Raw genomic sequence first — 21,123 nt, 5'->3', positions numbered from 1 at the left:
TGGTTCATGAACTGTTCGTTCTAATTTTGTGATGTGCGTCAGGTTTTAGTGTTCAGTAATATTACCTTTTACTCGATGAGCGATTGCTTAATACCTCTCCGACAACAGGAGCAGCGGTAAATGCGTTTGGCCAGCCAGCGTAAAACGCGGCTTGGGTAACGATCTCCCCAGCTTCCTCAGCAGAAAGTCCATTATCCATCGCTCTGTTGAGGTGATAGCCAATCTGCGCACTCTGCCCGGATGCGATTAACGCGCTGACCGTAATCAGGCTTCTGTCGCGGGGTTTCAGCGCGGGTCTTTGCCAGAGATCCAGGAACAGTGGGTCAGCAGTAAATTTAACCAGGCCTGGAGATATTGGGCCTACATTTTTTTCCACTGTCTCTGAACGCTGCTTTTCTGCTTCATGATTGAGAGGAAGCAGGTCCGGAGAAGCTTCAGGAAGTGCATCTGCCGTGACGCCACGAGTTTCAAATACTGCTTTGGTCACGCTGACGGCTGACATGGCATTTGGCCAACCTGAGTAGAACGCCAGATGGGTAATGATTTCTGATAATTCCGCTGGCGTCACGCCGCTATCGAGAGCGACGTCAATATAGTGCTTAAGCTCGGCAGGCTGGTTACGGGCAATCAGCATGGCGACGGTCACCATACTACGATCTCTGGGCGAGAGGGCATCGCGTGTCCACAGATCTTCAGTAATCGCTTCTCGACCAAAGCGCGCAAGAGCCGGTGAGACAGAACGAATATCAGCTTCAGGAATCGCTGAAGGTTCAATTTTCATCATCGCTTTACCTCTTGTTTCCTCAGCATTAGCAAAATCAGAAATAACAAGCGACATGGCCGCCGCTGCAATTACGCTTTTCATGTTAATCCTCACTGGTCAACGGTGCGGATCCTGTTTGATTCCGCCTTTGTTACGAAGAAATACCGGTTTTACCGGGATAGCGTCCTTCCTGGCGCTCATATGCGCCGTTTGCCTGAGATAGTCCAGGAAGTGCGGCGTTTGTCGGTGCAGTTGATAATCCTCCTCACTGGCGTAAATCTCATAGAAATACCAGCGGTTCGGACTCTGTGAGTCTGTAGCGGCATACATGGCTAACACGCCTTTCTCTACTTTGAGCGACTCGGCCATTTCAGGAAGGACGATGTTTTTAAATTCGGTCTGAAATTCAGGCTTTACCTCGACGATCACCAGATTATTAATGGTTCGCTCATTCGGTATGATGTGTTTGTCGCCCAGAAACTGTGGCTCCAGAGTGATTTTATTTTTCCGATCGATAATGTCAGGTGCCCGGGCAGCGAATGCCTTGTATGGTTCGGCATTCAGATGTTTGCGGTAAGCACTCTCGTTTTCATAGAGTTCGACCATGAATGCCTTACGTGGATTGTCGCTTCGTTGCAGGGCGTACATCGCCAGCGTACCTGCTTCATGATCAACCGAAGCGGAAATCGTCTGCCTGGCCACGTCTTCAAACTCTTTGTCCCGATCGGGTCTGACGCCGAGCTCAAAGATATTCATCACTACCTTATCCGGTGCGTCCGGTTTTGTTGCAAAGACAGAGGTGCTTATTAGCATGCAAATTAAAAGCATAAGGGGCTTTTTCACGTTGATCCTTTTACTGAAATGACTGTTTGCTACCGCGTCCAGACCTGCTTAACGTCTTTCGTTTGCGGCGTGTTTTGCGCCATAATCCCCGTCAGAACGTGCGGCTGGTAGGTTTCTTCCAGAAACCGGATTTCCTCAAGGCTCAGTTGAAGATTTACGGCGTTTACCGCGCCATCAACGTGATCTTTTTTTGTGGCCCCTACGACAGGTGACGTGACCTTTGTCAGCAGCCAGGCGAGTGAGATTTCCGTCATGGACACCTGATGTCGTTCAGCAAGTTCGGCGACGCGCTCGATAATGATCCGATCCTGTTCAGCCGTGCTGTCATACTTCCCGCGCGCATAATCATCCTCCGCGGCTCGCCGCGTGTGGCCTTCTTTCCGGGCGAGACGACCGCTGGCCAGCGCGCTATAGGGGGTCATGGCGATATCATCTTCAGCGCACAGACCGAAGAGCTCTCGTTCATCTTCACGCATAATCAGGTTGTAGTGGCTTTGCACGGAAACAAAGGGCGTCAGCCCTTCGCGTTCGGCAAGCGCGTTCGCTTTCGCCAGCTGCCAGGCATAGCAATTGGAAATACCAATAGCGCGCACTTTGCCCGCAGTAACGGCGGCATGCAGCGCTTCAAGCACCTCAATAACTGGCGTGTTGTAATCCCAGATGTGGTAGATGTAGAGGTCGATGTAGTCCATCCCAAGATTCTGCAGGCTCTGGTCGAGCGATCGGGCTATTGCCTCTTTTCCGCCGATCCCCGCGGCAATTTGCGCGGCGGTTCGTGGCAGAAACTTGGTGGCCAGCACCACGTCCTCGCGTTTTGCCATCTCCCGCAGCGCCCGGCCAACGTATCGCTCGCTGGAGCCGTTCTGATAGGCGATGGCGGTATCGTAAAAATTGATACCCTTTTCGAGACCGTAGCGGATGATGTCCCGGCTTGCTGTTTCGTCCAGCGTCCAGCGATGCTGGCCCGTTAACGGGTCGCCAAACCCCATACATCCCATACAGATGCGGGAGACCAGTAAGTCACTTTTACCGAGCCGGGTATACTGCATCGTTATTCTCCCTCTGGATTATTCACGACGGAATTGAGCAGATCGACAAGCCTTGAAGCGTGTTCCCGGGCAAGCGTTTTTTGCTGCGCGATTTTGTCGACATCCCGGTCTGCATAGCTGATACCGCAGGTATAAACCGGCGCCAGCAGCTCAAGATTGCACAGTCTTGCCGTGGTCTCGAACGGAATAAGATACTCTTCAATGGCATGGCCAAAGAAACCGTCAGCGGTATAGAGCGCCTGTGGCGCCCCTGTAGTGAAGGAGAGGAGCAGCTTTTTACCGCCCAGTTTCGCCGCTGAGCCATGCGCGAAGCCGTGGACAAAGACCTCGTCCAGCCATTGTTTCATTAACCCGGGCAGCCCATACCAGGAAAAAGGAAACTGCCAGACAATCACATCGGCCCTGAGCAGACTTTCCTGCTCCGCCGCGATATTGAATTTGCCGTCCGGATAGAGCCAGTCCAGACGACGAATTTCAGCATCGGGAAGGGCGGTCGCCACTTCATCAAGGATAGTGGCGTTAGCGACGGAATGGTTCAGCTCAGGATGACCTGAAATAACAAGGATATTTTTCATTTCAATACGTTAAAGAGGCTGGTGAATTTTTAGTCCAGTATAGAGTGACACCATTATTTTTTTTAGAGCAGTAAAGGCTCATTCACTTTTAGACAAAAACTAATAATGGTCGACTGTTCTCATTGTGCCCGGTCATCATGAACCCGTGAACTACGCCATGATGCCCAGTAAACGTTCCGCATTGCGAAACGCGATGGCCTCTTTTTCAGCCTTGTTGACGGGCAGACTGTCGATAAATGTTTTTACACCGTCGAGGGTCTGATAGGGGTAATCAACGGAGAACAGGATCCTGTCTGCCCCCATTAACGCGTAGATAAACTGGAAGTGCGGCAGTGTCAGCATACCTGACGGGGTAACGTAAACGTGTTCCTGGAAGGTTCTCGTTAGCGTGCGTGACAGACCCGTTGCAGCCAGCGGAAGGCTGTCATCAAGACGCTGCAGCCAGAAGGGTAGCATCTCCCCCCAGTGGCCACTGATTACCTGCAGGTGGGGATATTTATCAAATGCGCCCGATAACATCAGCCGTAACAAATGGATCCCGGCTCCTCTGGCTCCTGTTTACTATGCGCAGCGGGCGCAGGCAGGGTTGATAATATCTGAAGCTACGCAGGTTAGCCGTCAAGGTACCGGATATATAAGAACACCGGGAATATATTCCCTCGCTCAGGTTGAGGCATGGCGTCGCGTAACAGATGCAGTTCATGAAGCCGGGGGAATTATTTTTGCGCAACTGTGGCATGTCGGACGCGTTTCGCATCCTGAGTTCCATGATGGTGTCCTTCCGGTTGCCCCATCTGCAATTAATGCAGAGGCAGACGTTTTTACGTCTAATGGAATAGCACAAACTCCTGTCCCTCGCGCGCTTTTAACAAGTGAAATCGCCGATGTCGTCTCACAGTTTCGTCAGGGTGCTGAAAAAGCTTCTGAAGCCGGTTTCGATGGAGTAGAAATACATGGTAGTTCAGGATATCTCCTTGACCAGTTCCTTCGTGACGGTTCTAACAAACGAGAAGATCATTATGGTGGGACTATTATAAACCGTGCACGTTTTCCTCTGGAAGTCGTCAGTGCAGTGAGCGAAGTGCTCGGCGCCGATCGCGTTGGTTTCAGGGTTGGTCCAAACATGTCGCTACATGGTATGTCTGATTCTTCGCCGGTTGAAACATTCAGTTATTTAGCGACTCAACTCGACGCTATTGGCATCGCCTACCTTCACGTAACCGAAGGTATTGCCGGGCCCGATGCTCCGGTGGCAGGTTCACAGCGAATTGCACCTTATCTTCGTCAGTGTTTCTCGCGAACATTTATTCTGAATGGTGGATATGATGCTCAGACCGGTGAGGATGCAATTAACAAGGGTGAGGCCGATCTCATCGCCTATGGTGTTCCATTTATTGCCAATCCCGATTTACCCGCAAGATTTGCGTGCGGCAGCGATCTTAACGTTCCGGACCCTGCAACCTTCTATGCGCCGGGACAGAACGATGCGGTGGGCTACACTGACTATCCCGCACTAAACAAAAGTAAAAAAACATAAATACCTTAATCCATTCTGTGCCGTGAATGTCATCTGAATGAGTACAGGTGTATTTCAAAATACGTGGTTAACAGTGGATCGCAGCATCAGTAAAAACGAACTAAAGGGATATTATTGACTTAAGCATCTTTAGGCTGTAGTTAATAATTAAGCAGTAATTGCTTAAGGAACACATTATGAATAACGCCCTGTATAACCAGATACGGATCTTTCAGAGCATTGCACGTGAGGGCAATATTTCGGCAGCCGCAAGAAAACTGGAAATTACGCCTCCCTCCGTCAGCAATGCGCTTAAGCTGCTGGAAGATCATATTGGCCATCCGCTTTTTGTGCGTACGACCCGCCGTATTGAGCTGACGGAAACCGGGCAGCTGTTGCTGGAACAGACCGCTGCGGCGGTGGAGTCGCTGGAAAATTCGCTTGAAAGCATTCGCGACCAGAATCAGGAGCCCTCTGGTATCGTGCGAATCACGCTCTCGCGTTTTGCCTATCTGTTAATTCTTAAGCCTGCAATGGCGAAATTCTGTCAGCAATATCCGGGTATACAGCTGGAAATTTCGGTTTACGACGGTACTGTGAATGTTATCGAAGAGCGTTTTGATCTTGGGATCCGTTTTGGCGATATCCTCGAGGGTGGGGTGGTAGCGCGGCCGTTAATGAAACCCTTTCGTGAAGGGTTATATGCATCCTCAGCCTATCTCAGCGAGCATGGAACGCCTGAGGTGCCGTCAGATCTCAGTCAACACAAGCTGATTGGCTACCGTTTTATTACTAACAACCGCATCCTTCCGTTGATTCTGAACGATCGCGGAGAGCAGTTGACGGTTGAGATGCCCGGACAGTTAATCAGCAACGATATTGACGTTATGGCAGACGGGATCCGTAACGGCCTGGGAATTGGACGTTTGTTTGAACCCATCTGGCAGTTACAGCCGGACAGGGAGCGCTTTATACCCGTGATGGAGAGCTACTGGAAAACCTACCCGCCAGTGTATCTCTATTATCCCAAAAACGCGGGTAAAACGAAAAGAGTGAAGGCCCTGATTGATTTTCTGATATCCGCTACGGGGCGATAAAGACGATAACGCATCGTCCCGTATGGAAGCGCTATTTCACAACCCCAGCGGCCTGGCCTCCTGTATGAACTCAATCAGAAGGCGAAGCCCGGTTGGCAGTTGCCGGCGGCTTGAATAATAGATATAAAAACCTTCCTCCAGCGGGGACCATTCCGTAAGCACCAGGCGGAGCCGTCCATCCTTCACATAGGGTGCAACAAGAGGCTCCGGAAAATACATCAGGCCGGCCCCGCCTAATACGGCCACAAGACCCGTTTCAGCCTGGTTGACCGTCACTGAGCCAGGCACAGTGATTTGGTACGTTTCGCCATCTCGCTCAAGTTCCCAGCGATAAATCCGATCGTCGCCGAGACGATTGCTTATACAGCGATGGTGTAACAAATCATCCGTATGTTCAGGCGTTCCGTAACGTTCAAGGTAGTCGGGGGATGCGGCGATAACCCAGCGAATATCGGCAGATAAACGCCGGGCAACCATGTCTTCCGGGACGGTGCCACCATAGCGGATACCGGCATCGAAGCCCGCATCAGTGACGTCAACCATACGGTTGCTGGCCACAATATCGATTTCAATATCGGGATAGCGATCCATAAACGCGGGCATAACCGGCGCAAGCAAAAGATTGGCCGCTTCAACGGCTGCATTGATGCGGATACGCCCGGTAGGCGTATTACGATACCGGTTAAGCGATTCAAGCGCGCCTTCTATCTTGTCGAAAGGCTGAAGAACAGACTGAACCAGTTCTTCACCTGCAGCCGTAGGGGTAACGCTCTTGGTCGTGCGATTAAGGAGGCGAACCCCGAGCCGGGTTTCCAGTCCCTTCAGGGCATGACTAAGCGCTGATGCACTGACACCTAATTCAATCGCCGCACGGCTGAAACTGCGATGACGTGCAATAGCCATGAAATAAATGAGATCGGCGACATCAGCTCTGCTTATTTGCATACAGAATCGTTTTCCTTGTGCGTTAAGGCCGAATGCGTTGATACGGAAATGATATACACCATAGACCGACCAGGGCTAATCCGTTGCTGAATTTTTTTCACAAGTCCATCCACCCATCGCCTCTCACTGAACACATTGTGCTTCGTTATTCTTGAAAATTATGCGCTCTGGCCGTCAGTCAGGGCGGAACATTCACCTAACGGAGCCGTGTATGAACTATACGCATCTTGGCCGCACCGGCCTGAAAGTCAGCCGCCTTTGTCTCGGAACCATGAATTTTGGTGACGTCACCGACGAGAAAACCAGCGCCCGCATTCTGGATGAAGCGCTTGAGGCGGGTATCAATTTCATTGATACAGCAGACGTGTATGGCACCGAGCAATCACCCGATATCCAGCAAGGTTCGGGGCTGTCTGAAGAGATTATTGGTCGCTGGCTCCAGCAGGGTGGCCACCGTGACCGTATCGTTCTGGCGACGAAAGCCTATCAGCCTATGGGACCGGGTCCGAACGATCGCCGTCTTTCTGCTTATCATATTCGCAAGGCCTGCGAGGACAGTTTGCGACGGCTTAAGACCGACCATATTGACATCTATCAGATGCATCACATCGATCGTTATACACCATGGGAAGAGGTCTGGCAGGCCATGGAGCTCCTTGTTCAGCAGGGAAAAGTGCTTTATATCGGTAGCAGCAATTTCGCAGGCTGGGACATTGCGACTGCGCAGTCAGTGGCCACGGCCCGCCATTTCCTGGGCCTGGTTGCTGAGCAAAGTCTCTACAATCTGACTGCCCGAACTGTTGAGCTGGAGGTCATTCCCGCATGCCGTCATTTTGGCCTGGGACTGATTCCCTGGAGTCCACTTGCCGGAGGGTTGCTTGGCGGCGTACTGAAAAAGATGGCCAGCGGGCGCCGTGCGAGGCCCGCGTTTGCCCGTCTAATCGAACAGTATCGTCCGCAGCTGGAAGCCTACGAAGGATTATGTGAGGACCTCGGCGAAACCCCTTCCGATGTGGCGCTTGCGTGGCTCCTGCAGAATCCTGTCGTTACTGCGCCACTTATCGGGCCTCGTACGGTCGAGCAACTCCGGGAGGCGCTTCACGCAACGACAATCACGCTATCAGACGACACCATGAGCTGTCTCGACGAAATCTGGCCCGGACCCGGGGGAGAAGCGCCCCAGGCTTATGCCTGGTAATGACCAAATTAATGAATCCTTTCTTCGCTATAGGGAGTTCCAGTTTATGAGCAAGATGATGCATGACCAGCATTCTGCTTCCGTACCCGCTTCCCGGGATCGTCGCAATTTTCTGATCGCCGGCGCCGGTCTGGCGTTGGCCGCCACCACCCTTGGCAGGAGCGGAGCAGTGATGGCTAAACCGGCTGGTCAGGACACGTCGGGCGCCCCTTCGGGTGCTGTTCCCGTCCAGAAGGAGACCTTAACCACGCGTAAACTCGGCTCGCTGGAGGTTTCAAGCATGGGACTCGGGTGTCTGCCTATGGTGGGGTATTACGGCGGTGGTCCGCGCGATCGTAAAGCCATGGTTTCGCTCATCCGGGCCGCCTTCGAACAAGGCATTACGTTCTTTGATACTGCCGAGGTGTATGGCCCCCATCTCAGTGAAGAATTTGTCGGGGAAGCACTGGCCCCCGTTCGCGATCGTGTGGTGATTGCCACTAAGTTCGGTTTCGGCGTGGAGGAGGGGAAGCCAACCTCACTCAACAGCCATCCTGACCATATTCGCCGTGCCGTAGAGGGCTCGCTGAAGCGTCTGAAAACGGACCATATCGATCTTCTTTATCAGCATCGCCCCGATCCGAATGTGCCGATTGAGGATGTGGCGGAAACCGTGAAGGCGTTGATCCAGGAGGGTAAAGTGAAACACTGGGGATTGTCGGAAGCGAGTGCCAGGACAATCCGCCGCGCACATGCGGTACTCCCTGTGACTGCAGTACAGAGTGAGTATGCCATGTGGTGGCGTGAACCGGAGACGCGGATATTTCCAACGCTCGAAGAGCTGGGTATCGGCTTTGTACCTTACTGCCCGACCGCCCGGAGTTTCCTTGCCGGGGCAGTCAATCCAGATCAGCGGTTCGACAGCACAGATCGGCGGCATAACCTGCCACGCTTCCAGCCCGATGCCCTGGCCAAAAACATGGTACTGCTTGAATTTGCGCAATCGTGGGCCCGCCGCAAAAACACCACTCCGGTTCAGTTCGCGCTGGCCTGGGTGATGGCACAACGGCCATGGATTGTCCCCATCCCGGGTACGACGCAATATCCGCACCTGATAGAAAATAGCGGTGCACCGCAAGTCCGGTTGACGGACAGCGAGTTACGCGAAATCGATGCAGCGCTTGCCAGGATCCCATTGCAGGGTGGTCGCGCAGATCCGTTTACCGAAAGTCAGTTTGATAAAAGTTAAACGGTGATGGCCACCTTTATACTTACTGTCACAGGGAGACTGTAGGTAAAGTCTCCCTGTCTGGCGATCCGACCCGGACATCAAGAGTTGTTCATTGTCACCAACAGCGGGCCCGAACCAACGCCGGGCCAGGGTAGGGCATTAACAGTCCTGTATTGCTGAAGGCGGCGTGAGTGAAGGTGGCGTATCCGGAAGCGGAGGAATGATCCCGTCGACGGGGTGCGGCAGATAGCGTGCCTCGAGTTCCATGATTTCGGCATCGCTAAGTGAAAAGTCCAGTGCGCTGATAGCCGTGGAAAGATGTTCTGGTTTCGTCGCGCCGATGATCGGTGCTGTGATGACTGTTTTTGATAGCAACCAGGCAATTGCAACATGGGCTCTTGGCACATGGTGCTTTTCAGCAATGCTGGCAACAACATCTATAACGGGCTTATCCAGAAGGGCTGCGTTCTCATACATTTTTAACGCAAAGGCATCGTTTTGCGTTCGTCGGGACGTGACACTCCAGTCGCGCGTGAGCCTGCCGCGTGCCATCGGACTCCAGGGGATCACACCAACGCCCTGGTCTTCACACAGGGGCAGCATCTCGCGCTCTTCTTCCCGGTAAAGCAGGTTGTATTGCGGTTGCATCGTAATAAATCGGGTCCAGCCGTTACGCTCTGCCGTATGCTGCATTTTTGCAAAGCGCCAGGCTTCCATAGATGATGCGCCGATGTAACGTACTTTTCCTGATTTAACGAGGTCATGCAGAGCCTCCATGGTCTCTTCAACAGGCGTGGAGTGGTCAAAGCGGTGAATCTGAAAGAGATCCACGTAATCCATGCCTAAGCGCATCAGGCTATCGTCAATAGACTGAAAAATGGCCTTGCGGGAAAGAAACCCGGTATTGGGGGAGTTGCGCCACGGAAAGAAGGTCTTTGTCGCCACAACGATCTCATCGCGTCTGGCCATTTCTCTCAGCGCTTTTCCAGTGATCTCTTCAGAACTTCCGCCCGAGTAGATATTCGCGGTATCAAAAAAATTAATGCCCGCTTCAAGCGCCTGACGAATGAGCGGACGTGACGCCTTTTCATCCAGGGACCAGGGTTGAGGCAAGCGTTCAGGTTCACCATAGCTCATACAACCGAGACAAAGACGGGAGACTTGCAAACCGCTACGACCCAGATTCACATACTTCATTCTGTGTTCCTTCTTTTATTGCCAGCAATTCTGTATGTGAAAGGGTATTGCACTGACATGAAGGGAACCAGCATGCGCCATCGAATGGTGTTATGAGTTTTTTTCACAGATGGGCGTAATCGTCAGTGGGTTTTACATACAAACTGCGTGGCCAACGGTGAATCCTCAAGACTGAGGAGGGATACCTCCTGAGGCACGGCAACATTCTTATTTAACATAATATACATTATGCGCACCAATGTAATGCCAGTCAAAATCTGCCTTTCTACGGTCGTGATTGCCCCGGTTCATTGAAAGCTTGTCAAATCCCAACCTCTACGTTTATCCAATGTTAAAAGACGTTTGATATACTCCTGGCTTTGACCACCGCTGCTGTAGACTATGGAAATCGAACTCAATAAAAGCTTTAAAGAAAGGATTTTCCACGCTGTCATTTTTGAAGTGACGGCCAACGTTATCATCGCTCTGTCTCTTGCGTGGCTGATGAACGTTTCGGTACTCCAGTCGGGTTCGTTGTCGGTGATATCTGCACTTACCGCAACGGTCTGGAATTTTTTCTTCAATAAGCTCTTTGACGCCCTTCAGAAAAAACATCAGTTTCAACGAACGTTTCTCGTTCGCGCCATCCATGCAGTTGGGTTTGAAACGGGCCTTATCATCTCCTTAATCCCTGTGGCCATGTTCATGCTGAATTTAACGATCGCGGAGGCATTTTTTGTTGAGATTGGCCTTGTACTGTTTTTCCTGCCATACACGATGCTTTTTAACTGGCTCTATGATTATCTGCGTTGGACATTCGTAGGGAGTAAACGGTCTGCTGTGTAGCGAGTATTGATATCGGTCACATTCGCAACCCCTTGATCGTGTTGGACTCCACTCTCTTTCTATACTTCTCATTTCACCATCACTTTTGAGGAGTCCATAATGTTTGATCATGTAAAATTCGGCGTCAGCGATTATGAGAAAAGTAAAACCTTCTTCCTCATGTCGCTTCAACCGCTCGGTGTCGAACTCGTCGATGAAGGCTCTCCTTACTATGGCGTCGAAATGAGTTCCGGCGATGTTTCTCTTTGCCTTTTTCAGTCGAATGATAAACCCGCTCCGCTTCATCTGGCCTTTGTGGCCACGACACGCCAGCAGGTTGATGACTTTTACCATGCCGCGCTGCGCGCAGGCGGACGCGACAATGGCGCACCGGGATTGCGCTCCTACGGTAAAAATTACTATGCCGCATTTGTCATTGCGCCTGATGGTCATAATATCGAAGCGGTATGCCATGCCCCCGAAGAAAGATAACCCGCGCCAGCCAGTTTTCTGGCTGGCTCACGCTCAGGCCAATACGACCGATACCCCTTTTTCCGATAAAGCATTGACCCAGCCGCGGTCGGTATCGCCTTCGACGACAATCGTATTCGCCAGCGCCACATCGCCAATAACAAATGATGACGCCGTATTTATTTTTTCCGGCGACGCCAGGACAACCGTCTCGGCGGCTCTGCCGGAAAATGCACGTTTGATGCACGCCTCTTCGAAATCTCCGGTCGTCAGCCCTGCTTCCGGATGGATACCGGTCACGCCCATAAAGAACAGATCCGCATGAATGTTTTCGATTCCTTCGATGGCCGCCGCGCCGACGGCGACAATCGAGTGTTTATACAAACGGCCGCCGATCAGAATCACCTCAATAAAAGGATGATTAACAAGCCCCAGGGCAATGCTCGGACTGTGCGTCACCACGGTAATACGAAGGTCACGCGGTAAAAAAGCGATCAATTCTGAGGTGGTCGTTCCACCGTCAACGATCACCACCTGGCCCGAAGAAATCAGCTGTGCCCCCTTCTGCGCCACCTTTCTTTTGGCATCCATTTTAACGGACTGTCGTTCCGCGAAAGGCACAGTAGCGGAAGACGACGGCAGCGCGCCGCCGTGAACCCGCTGTAAACGCCCTTCTGCCGCCAACTCGCGCAAATCGCGTCGGATGGTGTCTTCAGAGACGTCGAAGAGAACGCTAAGTGCTTTAGACTGGACCTGTCCTTCGGCGCCGAGCTTTTCAAGGATCAACTGTTTTCGCTGACTGGTGAGCATGATGTATTCCTGATGTTGCATGTTTAATCTTGAAAATGCACGATAATGCTGATATTGATAGTTACTCTACGTAAGGAGGACAAAACGTGCAATCAAAACGTGCAGATGTGCGCATCATTGACAGTGAAACCCTGTCCGATAACTGGTACTTACTTAAAAAATATACCTTTGACCTGCAAAGACGCGATGGCGAATGGCAGCGGCAAACGCGTGAAGTATATGACCGGGGGAACGGCGCCACGATCCTGCTCTACAACCGTGACCAAAAAACGGTGATTCTGACCCGCCAGTTCCGCTTCCCAGTCTTCATAAATGGCCATAAGGACAATCTGATTGAGGCGGCGGCCGGTCTGCTTGATAACATGGATCCGGAAAGCCGCATTAAAGCAGAGGCGGAAGAAGAGACCGGGTTTAACGTGTCGAGCGTGCAGAAAATCTTTGAAGCCTACATGAGCCCAGGCTCCGTCACGGAGAAACTCTATTTCTATCTTGCCGAGTATCAGCCGAAGGACAAAACCAGCGCAGGCGGCGGTATCAAAGCGGAGGGAGAAGATATCGACGTGCTGGAAATGCCCTTTGAAGAGGCATTGCGGGGAATTGATACGGGCAAAATCGTCGACGGAAAAACCATCATGCTGCTCTACCATATTGCACTGAAAGGCATTCTGTAACCTGCCGCTCGTCCGACGCCTGTCCCGGTGCAGGTGTCGGCCTGTGCTATCCTTGCTGAAACACGCAAAACGGAGATCTAAAGATGGCCGACTGGAACCCTTCGCTTTATCTGCAATACGGCGCTGAACGAACGCGCCCTGCCGCCGAGCTGCTTGCCAGAATTCCCCTGAGTGACGTTGCCACCATTGCCGATTTGGGCTGCGGGCCGGGAAACAGCACCGCGCTGTTGCAGCATCGCTGGCCAAAAGCGCAGATTGTCGGCGTCGATAACTCACCGGCTATGCTGGAAGAGGCTCGCAGCGCACTGCCCGACTGTCAGTTCGTTGAGGCCGATATCCGCCAGTTCAGGCCAGGCCAGCCGTTGAACCTCATCTATGCGAACGCATCCCTACAGTGGATACCTGACCATTACGATCTCCTGCCGCATCTGGCGTCACTGCTCGCGCTCAATGGCGTGCTGGCGATCCAGATGCCGGATAACTGGCTTGAGCCCACGCATGTAGCGATGCGTGAAGTGGCGCTGGAGCAAGGCTACCCGGACCGTGGCCGCGAGCCGCTGCCTGGCGTGCATGCGTATTACGATATCCTGTCGGAGGCCGGCTGCGATGTGGATATCTGGCGGACAACCTATTTCCATAAAATGAGTTCGCACCAGGCCATTATTGACTGGGTCAGCGCGACCGGTTTACGCCCGTGGCTTCAGGAACTGAACGAGAGCGAGCAGCAACGTTTCCTGAAACGCTACCATGAACTGCTGGAAGAGCAGTATCCGCTCCAGGAAAACGGGCAGATACTGCTGGCTTTTCCTCGACTGTTTATGGTTGCCCAGCGTCAGCCCTGAACGGCGCTATGAACGGGCCTCTTTGAGCAGCTGCTGGATAACCTTTTCCTGATGCTCATAATTGCCTTCGCCAAACGAGGTATAGCGTAGCTGACCTTTAGCATCGAAATAGTAGTGCGCGGGCCAGTACTGGTTGCCGAAAGCGTTCCAGATCTGATAGTTGTTGTCCGTCACAACCCGGTACGGCAGTTGCCATTTATTTACCGCGTTTTTCACCGAGGCGATCGGTTTCTCCCAGGGGTATTCAGGCGTGTGTACCCCTATGACGACCAGGCCCTGAGACTGGTATTTTGTTGCCCAGTCGCGCACGTGCGGAAGCGTATGCTGGCAGTTAATGCAGTCCCAGGTCCAGAAATCGATCAGAACCACCTTCCCGCGCAACGATTCAGACGTGACAGGGTCACCATTTACCCACCCTGTCCCACCGCTTAATGAAGGCAGCTGGCTGCTGGGCTCGGTCATGACGACCGGTTGAAGCTTCGCCGGTTGCGCGGCGGGCTTTGCCAGATTCAGCAGCGCGGTTTCAAGACGATTCGCGACGCCGTTTGCGCCTTGCAGAACAGACGTCATCCCCGTTGCGTTGAAGACGACTGCCGCTAACATCACCACGCCTGCCCCCTGACGTAATTTTTCCATCAGCGCCGATCTTGCTCTCAGCGGCGTCATCAGCGTGCGGCCTCCGAAAACGAGCAGGCCCAGCATCAGCGCGCAGCCGCTACCATAGGCGGCCAGCAAGGCTCCTGTGGCAATGGCCGAGTGTCCGGCAATATTGATGCTGAAAATGGCGCCCAGAATCGGTCCCGCGCAGGGAGACCAGAGCAGCCCGACGGCAAGCCCGGCCAGAAAAGCCGATGCCATACCACGCGTTTGCCCGCTTCGGGTGTTGAGGACATTTCCCGCGATGACTGCCGGCCCGGCGATACGCTGGGCAAAGGCCGGAAAAATTAAGGCCAGCGCGGCCGTGGCCAGGACGATAAGCGCGATCCAGCGCCCGACGATAGTTGCCTCTGCTATCCACTCGCTGGCGACGGTGACGACCATCGCCACCAGGGTGAACATGACGATCATCCCCGCGAGCAGCGCCAGAATATGTCGCCGCTGCCCCTGAAAACCGGCGAACAGGAGAGGAATTACCGGGAGCGTACATGGACTGAGCAAGCTTATCATCCCGCCCAGGAAAGCAATTATCAGAAACATAGACACCTCACAATACAAGTCCTGCGATGCTGCAGTGAGGCTATTTCATCGTGCGGATGTGTTCAGGATATGTGTAAAAGCGTGGGTTTTTGTCTGGCTCTGTATCGGCCACGCAGGGAGATACAGAACCGTACAATTAAAGGCGCGGGAGAGTAATCGAAACGTCCAGCCCGCCCTCTGCGCGGTTCTCCAGCTTTAGCTTTCCGTCCAGCTGAGCGGTGAGCTGCGCTGCGATCGCCAGGCCGAGTCCTGTCCCGCCGGTGTCGCGGTTGCGTGATGTTTCAACCCGATAAAACGGCTGTAATACCGCCTCCAGCTCGGCATCCGGTATCCCAGGCCCGCCGTCTATGATGTGAATCACCACCTCTCCGGCAGTCGAGTCATCAATGCTAATGGTGGCATAGTCGCCAAATTTCAGGGCGTTATCCAGCAGGTTGGTCATCACCCGGCGCAGCGCCTGTGGACGCGTGACGATGGGCAAACGGTTTTCGCCTGCCTGAAACTGCACGTTTTTACCGATGTCCTGGTAATCGCAGGCGATGCTGTTTATCCAGGCGTTCAGCTCCAGCTTCAGCGAGGTCTCTTCCAGTGATTCTGATGACCGGGCATACGCAATACCCTCACGCACCAGACGAGACATATTATCAAGGTCGTTTAAGAGCTTGTCGCGCAGGTCAGGCTGATCCGCCATTTCAACACGAAGCTTCATGCGGGTAATGGGCGTCTGGAGATCGTGCGATATGGATGCCAGGATCTGCGCCCGCTCCCTGAGATAGGACTGAATGCGCGCCTGCATCGCGTTGAAGGCATGTGCTGCCCGCTGCACCTCGACCGGCCCCTTTTCCGTCATTGGCGTGTTGGCGGCCGGGTCCAGGGTGTCTACCGCGCGGGTAAACTGTGAAAAAGGCCGTATCACCTGGCGTACGGCGATCCAGGAGCAGGCAGCCAGCACGAGCAACTGCAGAATAAGAACAACGGGCAGCCAGCTGGCGACCGGCGGCATCCGAGGGATCAGGTCAATGGTCAGCGGCGCGCCATCATGTAGCGTGAGATGCGCCTGGATATGTGAAATGGCGCCGGGAACGGCGGTGAAGCTGAGCGGGTACTGTGCTGCAAGCGTCGCTTTTAAGGTTCGGATGGCGTCCCGGGAACGCTTGTCCGTCGGCGCGTTGCCAGGATCTCCCGGCCCCAGAATATAGCGGTAGTTACCCCGTTCAAGGCGCGGCAACCAGGCCGCGCGCTCGCTGGCGGGTAAGCGGTCTAAAATAGCCACGCTGGTCGCGACATCGTATTCCAGATTACCGAGCATTACCGTTCGGGCGCTGTGCATTCGCTCTATCATGACCAGCGTCAGGCTCAGGGCATTGGCGAGCAACAGGCCGGGCAGCACGACGATCAGCAAGCGGGCCAGCAGCGAGCGAGGCCAGAGCGTCATTCGTTAGCCTCTATGATGGTGACCGGCATGGTAAACACATATCCCTCGCTGCGCACGGTTTTGATATACGCGGGCGTGCGGGCATCTTCATTCAGACGCTGGCGAACCCGGCTAACCAGCAGGTCGATTGAGCGTTCAAACAGCTCGGCGTCACGCCCCTGCGTCAGGTTGAGCAGCTGATCGCGGGTCAGCACCCGCTGCGGGTGGTCAAGGAAAACGCGCAGCAGGCGATACTCCGCCCCGCTGAGCGCCACAATCACCCCTTCCGGGTCGATCAGGTGGCGGGCAACGGTATCGAGCTGCCATTCGCCGAACGTCACCAGCCGCCCTGCTTCCGTCACCTGTAAATTGGGCGGCATCGTGCGAAAACGGCGTAAAATCGCTTTGATACGCGCCAGTAATTCTCGCGCGACGAAAGGCTTTACGACGTAATCGTCGGCTCCCATTTCCAGACCCAGGATCCTGTCCGTCTCCTCGTTGCGCGCCGTCAGCATTAGGATGGGCAGATCTTTATATTTCCCGACGCGTAATTGCCGACACAGCGTAAGCCCGTCGTCGCCGGGCATCATAACGTCCAGCACCACCAGGTCGATATGCTGCTTGTCCAGCACGACGCGCATCTCTTTGCCGTTTGCCGCGCCGGAGGCGCGATAACCGGACTTAACGAGATAGTCGATAATCAGTTCACGAATATCCCTGTCGTCATCGACGACAAGGATATGATCAATATGCTCCACCGAAATCTCCAGACCGAAGGGTAACGTACTGAAAATAGCACATTTCAGAGTTTGTCAGCGTCAACTACTGCCTTGACGAAATCCTGCGGATCTTCCTGAGGCGGATTGTGCCCCACGGTTGCGCCGAAGGTACGGTGTTCATACTTACCGGTGAATTTACCCGCGTAGGCCTGCGGTGCCGGATGCGGCGCCCCGTTGTTTCCGCCTTCGATGGTGATCGTCGGAACGGTGATATTCGGCAGCGTGGCCAGTTTTTGCTCGTAGGCGTCGTATTTGCGCTCGCCTTTTTCCAGCCCTAAGCGCCAGCGATAGTTGCTGAGCGTTACCGCAACGTGATCCGGGTTATCAAGGGATTTGGCGCTGGCGTTAAAGACAGCGTCGCTAAATTTCCAGTCAGGTGAGGCCTGAGACCAGATCAAACGGGCGAAGTCATGCGTGTTTTTGGCATAGCCTTCAGCGCCGCGCTCGGTAGCGAAATAGAACTGATACCACCACTGCTGCTCCGCTTTTGGCGGCAACGGCTGTTTGCCAATCTGCTGGCTGCTGATGAGATAACCGCTTACCGAAACGAGCGACTTAACGCGCTCTGGCCACAGCGCCGCAACGATATCGGCCGTACGGGCACCCCAGTCATAGCCTGCAAACACAGCCTGCTTGATATTCAGGGCGTCCATCAGGTTCACGATATCTTTCGCCATCGCGGAAGGCTGGCCGTTGCGCGGCGTTTTTGCCGACAGGAAGCGCGTAGTACCGTAGCCGCGCAGAGAAGGCACGATCACGCGATAGCCTTTTGCCGCCAGCGCAGGCGCGACTTCAGCGTAGCTGTGAATATCGTAGGGCCAGCCGTGTAACAAAATGACCGGTTGGCCGTCTTTAGGACCAATGTCGACATACCCGACGTTAAGATCGCCGGCGTTAATTTGCTGTGGACGATCGAAAGCCGCCGCTAAGTTAGTGCCGGTGACTTCGGCCTGACATGACATGACGGTGCCAAGGGAAACGGTGAGAGCAAGCGTTGAATAAGCGAGTTTGCTGAACATGTTGGTATCTCCGGTTGAGTACAATTCACGGGGATATAACAACAGTTCAATGTATAGCGGATATGTGCGGAAACGCGTTTATTGCAAGCCTGTGTATGTATCTGGAACACGGATACAGTGTGATACAAACACAGGCGCTGTTGCCTTAAAGGGAGAGACGATAGCGGACGTAATCGTCAGCGTCACCGTATCGATCGTAGAGTTTACGTGCCGGATTGTTCTCCCGGGTAACCCAGTAGAGCTTTGACCACCCTTCGCGCTTGCCTTCCGCTATCAAGGCATCAATAAGCGCCTTACCCGCTCCCGCGCCGCGCTCGGCTGCATCAACAAACAGATCTTCCAGGTAGCAGATGGGCGCGGTTGACCAGGTTCCTTCGTGCAGAACACACATTGCGAAACCGATGACCTTTGCGTCTTTCTCTACCACGCGGCAGAACATCGGTGAATGCGCTGAAAGCGCCCTTTCCCATGTCGATGCGGTAACGGACTCCTCGAGGTAGCAATCATAAAAATGGGTATAGCCATCCCACAGCGGTCGCCACTGGGGATAGTCATCTTCGCGTAGAGGTCTTACCGTGACAGCCATGCGTTCCTCACATTACAAGTCGATTGCCATTTCAAAACAGCGTAAATCAGCCCCCGCCATACGCGAGTGATGATAGTTTTCGCGCAGCGTCACAAACCCCAGCTTCTGATAAAAGGCGTGGGCGTTAGGCGTTGCATCCAGCCTCAGGCGGGTTATCCCCCGGCTGCGCGCCTCGTGTGTAAGCGCCTCGATAATTCGGGTCGCCATGCCTTTTCCGGTGGCTGAAGGCAAGGTGAATATGGCCTCCAGGCAATGGGTATCGAGATCCAGATAGCCGGTAGCCGCAATGACGCCCTTCTCGTCTTCCACCACGTAAAAAGGGTATTCAATGACCATTTGACGGTAATGCTCGGGCATAAGATCCGGCGTCCAGCGTGCAATCACGTCAGCGTCGTAGCTGGTTTTGCAGCCGTGACGAATCGCCTGATTGCGTATATTCCAGAGTATTTCGGCTTCCTGTGGATGAGCAGTTCGTAACGTCATATCACCTCTTCAATATTTCGCCATGAAAGAGACGTTGCCCATTTTTGGTAGTGAATAACCACAGCACGCCTCACCAGAATGTGATAGAGATGAAAATACCAGAACGCAAACAAAAACATAACGCTTAAATAAGGAGATCCGCAGATGACAATACCGACCCTCACGACAGAACGTCTCCTGCTGAAACCGCTGGTCGCCGAAGATGCGGTTCAGATTCAAAAGCTGTATCCGCGCTGGGAGATCGTTCGCTATTTGGTCTCTTCCGTGCCCTGGCCCTACCCGGATAATGGCGCGGAAAACTATGTGAATAATGTCGCGCTGCCGGATATGGCAAAAGGGATAGCCTGGATCTGGAGCATCCGCCGTCGTGAGGTGCCGGATGCGTTGATGGGGATTATCTGTCTGTACGATGTTGACGATAATAACCGCGGATTCTGGCTGGCGCCGGAGTTTCAGGGACAGGGATATATGCGTGAGGCCAGCATTGCCGCGACGGATTACTGGTTTAATACGCTCAACAAACCCGTTTTGCGGGCGCCGAAGGCCGCCGCGAACAGCCGCTCCCGTCGTATTTCAGACAGCAGCGGCATGCGGCTCATCAGAACGGAAAAGAAAGCCTACGTCAGCGGGATATTGGACTCCGAACTGTGGGAGATCACCCGCGACGAGTGGAACGCCCATCAGGTCAGCTGATAGTGCTTATCCGGCATCAGCCTTTCCGGAATGTTCTCTTCATCGTTCATCTGCAGCAGATCGCGTTCCATCATGTTGCAGATGGCGTCCAGCGGAAGGTCGTTATCTTCTGTGCCAAACGGGTCTTCCAGCTCTTCCGCCAGGGTGTCCAGCGAGATAAAGGTGTATGAGATCAGCGCCGAGACAAACGGCGTCATGTAGTGCAGATCCACAACCAGCGCGAACGGCAGCATGATGCAGAACAGATACACCGTGCGGTGCAAAATCAGCGTATAGGCAAACGGCACTGGCGTTGTCGCAATCCGTTCACAGCCGGAAAGGACGATGGACATATCGTTCAGGCGGTTGTTCAGGCTGTGGAACAGGATGTCCGAAAGCTGCCCGTTACGCCGCCGCACGGCCAGCCACTCCCCCATGACCAGCAAAATACGGTTCGCCGGCGAGTTGGCGCCCATTACCTGAGCTAAAACGTCCGGGGCAAGATAGCGAGAGAGCTGGTCAGCGTTCATTTCCCGGCGCAGGGTCATGCGCAGGCAGTTGGCAAAGGCGATCTGCAGGCGGACAAATTCCCCCAGGTGCTTATCGTCCGGCAAGGTGTTTTTTACCTCGCGAAACAGCGAGCGTGCCGCTATCATCAGTTGCCCCCACAGCTGGCGAGCCTCAACGTAGCGTGAATAGCAGGCGTTGTTTCTGAAACCAAGAAAGATTGCGATCGCCACGCCGAGAATGCTAAATGGCGCCACGGTAAATTTGATGCCCAGCGAGGTATACCACGGCAGCATCAGGATAACGGCGATAGAAAGCAGGAAGTTGAGCAGCAGTCGGGTATAGATTTTGGGGAGTACCGAACCGTGCCAGACAAAAATCAGTTGTAGCCAGTGCTGTTTAGGACGAACAATCATAGTGAGTTTCAGGCAAGAAAAGAGCGTGGCTATTAAACGTGATCCCCATCACGGTTGCA

The 21,123-nt window shown here is 53.6% G+C and carries 24 protein-coding genes; 9 read left to right on the top strand and 15 right to left on the bottom strand.

Annotated features, from left to right (window positions below; all coding sequences use genetic code 11):
• Window positions 1–61 precede the first annotated feature (61 nt).
• The 5 genes from DG357_RS11410 to DG357_RS11390 form a co-directional block, all read right to left on the bottom strand.
• Window positions 62–865 carry a carboxymuconolactone decarboxylase family protein gene (locus DG357_RS11410; protein ID WP_088205444.1) on the bottom strand — a complete coding sequence of 268 codons (804 nt, stop codon included), beginning with the start codon at window positions 863–865 and terminating at the stop codon, window positions 62–64.
• 15 nt (window positions 866–880) lie between these two features.
• A complete protein-coding gene (locus tag DG357_RS11405) occupies window positions 881–1,576 on the bottom strand; it encodes a putative quinol monooxygenase (RefSeq protein ID WP_185860349.1) in 696 nt (231 codons plus the stop codon).
• A gap of 59 nt (window positions 1,577–1,635) precedes the next feature.
• Window positions 1,636–2,655 carry an aldo/keto reductase gene (locus DG357_RS11400; protein ID WP_063438001.1) on the bottom strand — a complete coding sequence of 340 codons (1,020 nt, stop codon included), beginning with the start codon at window positions 2,653–2,655 and terminating at the stop codon, window positions 1,636–1,638.
• A 2-nt stretch (window positions 2,656–2,657) separates the two neighbouring features.
• Window positions 2,658–3,230: an NAD(P)H-dependent oxidoreductase gene (locus tag DG357_RS11395; RefSeq protein ID WP_088205442.1), complete on the bottom strand. Its 573-nt coding sequence runs from the start codon at window positions 3,228–3,230 to the stop codon at window positions 2,658–2,660.
• Window positions 3,231–3,380: 150 nt separating this feature from the next.
• The gene (locus DG357_RS11390; protein WP_088205441.1) at window positions 3,381–3,749 is read right to left on the bottom strand and encodes an amidohydrolase family protein; all 369 of its coding nucleotides are present in this window, start codon (window positions 3,747–3,749) and stop codon (window positions 3,381–3,383) included.
• Here DG357_RS11390 and DG357_RS11385 point away from each other — a divergent pair.
• Together DG357_RS11385 and DG357_RS11380 are read left to right on the top strand one after the other, a co-directional pair.
• A complete protein-coding gene (locus tag DG357_RS11385; protein ID WP_456298249.1) occupies window positions 3,652–4,767 on the top strand; it encodes an alkene reductase in 1,116 nt (371 codons plus the stop codon). The genes DG357_RS11390 and DG357_RS11385 overlap by 98 nt on opposite strands.
• 176 nt (window positions 4,768–4,943) lie before the next feature.
• Complete coding sequence (locus DG357_RS11380; protein ID WP_047368561.1) at window positions 4,944–5,843, top strand: LysR family transcriptional regulator; 900 nt, start codon at window positions 4,944–4,946, stop codon at window positions 5,841–5,843.
• A gap of 36 nt (window positions 5,844–5,879) precedes the next feature.
• Here the strand turns inward: DG357_RS11380 and DG357_RS11375 are convergent, their stop codons facing one another.
• On the bottom strand, window positions 5,880–6,788 hold the full coding sequence (locus tag DG357_RS11375; RefSeq protein WP_088205440.1) for a LysR family transcriptional regulator: 909 nt from the start codon (window positions 6,786–6,788) through the stop codon (window positions 5,880–5,882).
• Between the two features lie 211 nt (window positions 6,789–6,999).
• Here DG357_RS11375 and DG357_RS11370 point away from each other — a divergent pair, with 211 nt between their 5' ends.
• Window positions 7,000–7,986: an aldo/keto reductase gene (locus tag DG357_RS11370; protein ID WP_088205439.1), complete on the top strand. Its 987-nt coding sequence runs from the start codon at window positions 7,000–7,002 to the stop codon at window positions 7,984–7,986.
• A 46-nt stretch (window positions 7,987–8,032) separates the two neighbouring features.
• Window positions 8,033–9,214 (top strand): aldo/keto reductase, encoded by a 1,182-nt coding sequence (locus DG357_RS11365; protein ID WP_162497079.1) that lies wholly within the window; start codon window positions 8,033–8,035, stop codon window positions 9,212–9,214.
• A 141-nt stretch (window positions 9,215–9,355) separates the two neighbouring features.
• On the opposite strand, the gene DG357_RS11360 is transcribed toward DG357_RS11365, so the two are convergent.
• A complete protein-coding gene (locus DG357_RS11360; protein ID WP_045260527.1) occupies window positions 9,356–10,393 on the bottom strand; it encodes an aldo/keto reductase in 1,038 nt (345 codons plus the stop codon).
• A 381-nt stretch (window positions 10,394–10,774) separates the two neighbouring features.
• Between DG357_RS11360 and DG357_RS11355 the strand changes: the two genes are divergently transcribed.
• Window positions 10,775–11,218 (top strand): PACE efflux transporter, encoded by a 444-nt coding sequence (locus DG357_RS11355; RefSeq protein ID WP_048958800.1) that lies wholly within the window; start codon window positions 10,775–10,777, stop codon window positions 11,216–11,218.
• A gap of 99 nt (window positions 11,219–11,317) precedes the next feature.
• Window positions 11,318–11,689 carry a VOC family protein gene (locus DG357_RS11350; protein WP_088205437.1) on the top strand — a complete coding sequence of 124 codons (372 nt, stop codon included), beginning with the start codon at window positions 11,318–11,320 and terminating at the stop codon, window positions 11,687–11,689.
• A 33-nt stretch (window positions 11,690–11,722) separates the two neighbouring features.
• Here the strand turns inward: DG357_RS11350 and DG357_RS11345 are convergent, their stop codons facing one another.
• Window positions 11,723–12,478, bottom strand: coding sequence for a DeoR/GlpR family DNA-binding transcription regulator (locus tag DG357_RS11345; RefSeq protein ID WP_088205436.1), 756 nt, complete (start codon window positions 12,476–12,478; stop codon window positions 11,723–11,725).
• Between the two features lie 86 nt (window positions 12,479–12,564).
• On the opposite strand from DG357_RS11345, the gene DG357_RS11340 reads away from it, so the two are divergent.
• Together DG357_RS11340 and tam are read left to right on the top strand one after the other, a co-directional pair.
• Window positions 12,565–13,149 carry an NUDIX domain-containing protein gene (locus DG357_RS11340; protein ID WP_088205435.1) on the top strand — a complete coding sequence of 195 codons (585 nt, stop codon included), beginning with the start codon at window positions 12,565–12,567 and terminating at the stop codon, window positions 13,147–13,149.
• 83 nt (window positions 13,150–13,232) lie between these two features.
• Window positions 13,233–13,991 (top strand): trans-aconitate 2-methyltransferase, encoded by a 759-nt coding sequence (gene tam, locus DG357_RS11335; protein WP_045260523.1) that lies wholly within the window; start codon window positions 13,233–13,235, stop codon window positions 13,989–13,991.
• A 6-nt stretch (window positions 13,992–13,997) separates the two neighbouring features.
• On the opposite strand, the gene DG357_RS11330 is transcribed toward tam, so the two are convergent.
• From DG357_RS11330 to DG357_RS11305, 6 genes are all read right to left on the bottom strand, one after another.
• Complete coding sequence (locus DG357_RS11330) at window positions 13,998–15,188, bottom strand: cytochrome c biogenesis protein/redoxin (protein WP_088205434.1); 1,191 nt, start codon at window positions 15,186–15,188, stop codon at window positions 13,998–14,000.
• A 136-nt stretch (window positions 15,189–15,324) separates the two neighbouring features.
• Window positions 15,325–16,623: an ATP-binding protein gene (locus DG357_RS11325; protein ID WP_088205433.1), complete on the bottom strand. Its 1,299-nt coding sequence runs from the start codon at window positions 16,621–16,623 to the stop codon at window positions 15,325–15,327.
• The gene (locus DG357_RS11320) at window positions 16,620–17,360 is read right to left on the bottom strand and encodes a response regulator (protein ID WP_049137820.1); all 741 of its coding nucleotides are present in this window, start codon (window positions 17,358–17,360) and stop codon (window positions 16,620–16,622) included. Before DG357_RS11320 ends, DG357_RS11325 begins: the two co-directional genes overlap by 4 nt.
• A 44-nt stretch (window positions 17,361–17,404) precedes the next feature.
• A complete protein-coding gene (locus DG357_RS11315; protein ID WP_048958215.1) occupies window positions 17,405–18,400 on the bottom strand; it encodes an alpha/beta fold hydrolase in 996 nt (331 codons plus the stop codon).
• 145 nt (window positions 18,401–18,545) lie between these two features.
• Window positions 18,546–18,986 carry a GNAT family N-acetyltransferase gene (locus tag DG357_RS11310; RefSeq protein ID WP_028013156.1) on the bottom strand — a complete coding sequence of 147 codons (441 nt, stop codon included), beginning with the start codon at window positions 18,984–18,986 and terminating at the stop codon, window positions 18,546–18,548.
• 12 nt (window positions 18,987–18,998) lie between these two features.
• Complete coding sequence (locus tag DG357_RS11305) at window positions 18,999–19,469, bottom strand: GNAT family N-acetyltransferase (RefSeq protein ID WP_088205432.1); 471 nt, start codon at window positions 19,467–19,469, stop codon at window positions 18,999–19,001.
• 144 nt (window positions 19,470–19,613) lie between these two features.
• Here DG357_RS11305 and DG357_RS11300 point away from each other — a divergent pair, with 144 nt between their 5' ends.
• Complete coding sequence (locus DG357_RS11300; RefSeq protein WP_028013154.1) at window positions 19,614–20,162, top strand: GNAT family N-acetyltransferase; 549 nt, start codon at window positions 19,614–19,616, stop codon at window positions 20,160–20,162.
• Here DG357_RS11300 and DG357_RS11295 read toward each other — a convergent pair.
• On the bottom strand, window positions 20,150–21,064 hold the full coding sequence (locus tag DG357_RS11295; RefSeq protein ID WP_028013153.1) for a bestrophin family protein: 915 nt from the start codon (window positions 21,062–21,064) through the stop codon (window positions 20,150–20,152). The genes DG357_RS11300 and DG357_RS11295 overlap by 13 nt on opposite strands.
• Window positions 21,065–21,123 lie beyond the last annotated feature (59 nt).

Source organism: Enterobacter bugandensis (assembly GCF_900324475.1).
Lineage (GTDB): Bacteria > Pseudomonadota > Gammaproteobacteria > Enterobacterales > Enterobacteriaceae > Enterobacter > Enterobacter bugandensis.
This window is presented reverse-complemented; position numbering and strand designations above follow the sequence as displayed.